Source organism: Nocardia exalbida NBRC 100660, assembly GCF_000308575.1.
GTDB classification, from domain to species: domain Bacteria; phylum Actinomycetota; class Actinomycetes; order Mycobacteriales; family Mycobacteriaceae; genus Nocardia; species Nocardia exalbida.
In genome coordinates, this window is record NZ_BAFZ01000150.1 from 1 (window position 1) to 2,486 (window position 2,486).

3 protein-coding genes are annotated in these 2,486 nt (G+C 68.3%); 2 read left to right on the forward strand and 1 reads right to left on the reverse strand.

From position 1 onward, the window contains the following. Both ON29_RS29855 and ON29_RS29860 read left to right on the forward strand, forming a co-directional pair. Positions 1–469 (forward strand): phage tail tip lysozyme (locus ON29_RS29855; RefSeq protein ID WP_040871452.1); only part of this gene is annotated, 469 nt, incomplete at its 5' end. 459 nt (positions 470–928) lie between these two features. Then, a complete protein-coding gene (locus ON29_RS29860) occupies positions 929–2,086 on the forward strand; it encodes a transglycosylase SLT domain-containing protein (RefSeq protein ID WP_083864156.1) in 1,158 nt (385 codons plus the stop codon). Positions 2,087–2,095: 9 nt separating this feature from the next. Here the strand turns inward: ON29_RS29860 and ON29_RS29865 are convergent. Then, positions 2,096–2,486, reverse strand: a 391-nt coding sequence (locus ON29_RS29865; RefSeq protein ID WP_040871453.1) for a C40 family peptidase, incomplete at its 5' end; no start/stop codon positions are given.

Genomic DNA, 2,486 nt, shown 5'->3' on the forward strand with positions numbered 1-2,486 from the left:
GTCCACCGGATCCACCGGCAACGCCGACAACATTCCCGGGGGCTCGAACGCCAATCCGGCGGACGTCTATCGCTACCTCATAGCGAAACATGGACTCACGCCTGCGCAGGCTGCGGGGATCGTGGGCAATATCCAGGTCGAGTCGGGTTTCAAGACCAGCGCGTACAACTCGGGCGAAGGCGCTATCGGTCTGTGTCAGTGGCGGGGCGGGCGACGGCAGGCCCTGGAGCGGTTCGCGGCGGCTCGCGGGAAGCCGGTCACCGACTGGAAGGTCCAGGTCGATTTCATGATGGCCGAATTGCGCAGCAATGAATCCACCGCGTATGGATATCTCCGGGCCGCACAGACGCCCGCCTACGCGGCGGCGGTCTTCGATCAGTATTACGAAAGAAGCTCCGGTGAGGCGAGAGGGCAGCGCATCGCCTACGCCAATAGCATTGCCTCGGCGATGCGCAATGTCGCCGTTTGACGTCGCCCGGCCTTCGCCGGTCGCTCGGTGCGCTCTACCGCCGAGGCGCCTCGCGGTTGTCCCGCGGCCGCGTGCCGGGGCCGGGGGCACTGGTATTCCCGCAAGCGGGAACAGGCGGGGCCGTGCGCGAGAGATATCTAGATTAAGCTGCGGATACGTTTCGGGACGAGGGCCGAGTAAGAGGCATCCGAGTCGGGTGAGCCGACAGCCGGGGCAAGGCCGCGTGAGTTCACCGCATCGGCGCGGATTGCCGCGCCGGCTGTGAACTCTTCCGGCTCCAGCACGCGCTGATCGTGTCCGGCGATCGGCAGCGCGTACCGGGGCGTCCGGCGGAAGGTGAATCGTGGCTGCCTCTGTGATCACCGTTCGTAGTGTCCGCGCGCACCGGGGGAACTGATGGCTCCGACGGATCGCACTCCGCCCGAGCGGGATTCCGATGATCCCGGCGATCCTCGCGACATGCGTGCGAGCGCCACCACCACCGCCGCGCCGCGTCGCCCCGCCAAGTCCGCGACGCGCGGTGCTCCCACCCCGATCCCGCGGGCGCAGGCAGGTGCGCCGATCGCCGCGCCGGCCGGCGCGACGGCTCAGGGGCGCACCCAGAATGCGCCGTCGGCATCCGAGGCAACTGCTGCCTCGGGCTCCGCTTCCCTTCCGCGCTCGGACGCGCTCGGCATGGCCGGTTCGTCCATGCCCATGGCAGCCGCGGCGATGGGCGCGTTGGCCGCCATCGCGGCCCAGTACGGTGACGGCTCCCCGACCGCCGTGACGGGAAAGCCCTACGCGCCACCCGATGTCGACGCCGCGCGGCCGAGCGGCCCCGTGGTGTGGGACGGTGCGCTCGGCTCGCAGTACACCGCGAGCAGCCAGAATCGCGCTCGCCATGGCGATGCGACGCAGTCGATGAACGCCGAACTCGAGCGCATTCTCGGCGGCGCGGTCGACAGCACCACACAGGGGCGCGCCGCGATCGGAGCGATAGTCGCCGAGGTGAACACCGCCCTGACCGCCCTCGGCAATGTCCAGGACGCCAACGCGAGCAGGCAACTGGTGATCTCGACTCTCGAAAATGCCTTGCAACGCGCGGGAACCGTGCTGGGTCAGGGGCAGGCCGCGACGGTGCTCACCGCCGACCGGGTGGCGGCGCTGGCCGACAGCTACCTGCGTGAATCGCGGCCGGCCCAGCCGCGCAGACCTCGCCGCACGTCGCACTCCGGCACGCGGGCGCCCAGTGGCGGGCCGCCGCGCGCACGGCCGTCCGGCCAGCAGGGGCAATGGATCAACGAAGCGCTACAGGTGTTGCGACAGCACGGCTACGACACGCGCCAGATCGATCCGGCCGATATCGCGGCGATCATCCAGCACGAATCCGGTGGCAACCCGAACGCCATCAATCTCTGGGACAGCAATGCCGCGGCGGGAATCCCCTCGAAAGGGTTGATGCAGACCATCGATCCGACGTTCAACGCGTATTCCGTTCCGGGGCACCGTGATATCTGGAATCCGGTGGACAACATCGTCGCGGGGGTGCGCTATGCCATCGAGCGATACGGATCGGTCGGCAATGTGCCGGGGATCGTGCAGATGCGCGGCGGCGGCTCGTATGTGGGGTATTGAGCCGGACGGTCATGCCCAGCGGGCAGCCGCGTAACTGCCGGGCAGCTTCCGGTATTGGACGTGGCCACCGGTATGCGGAGCCTCGACGCACATGCCGTTGCCGATGTACATGATCACGTGACCGGGGTTGTTCGCCCCTTTGAACGATTCGGACGGGAATATGAGGTCGCCGGGCTTGATGTCCCGGGGATTCACCTTGGGCAAGGTCCGGTATTGATCCGCGGCGACTCGCGGAATCCGCACGCCGGCGGCGGCCGCCGCGTATTGCATCAGGCCCGAGCAGTCGAAAGCGTTCGGCCCCTCCGCGCCGAAGATGTACGGATCACCGAGCTGGGCGAGGGCCACCTGGATCGCCTTCGCTGCTGCTCCCGTCGCACCGGTGCCGGTGCCGGCGTTGGTT

Coding starts and splice junctions, on each gene's coding strand:
- ON29_RS29860 (WP_083864156.1), top strand. CDS start 929: ATGCGTGCGAGCGCCACCACCACCGCCGCGCCGCGTCGCCCCGCCAAG.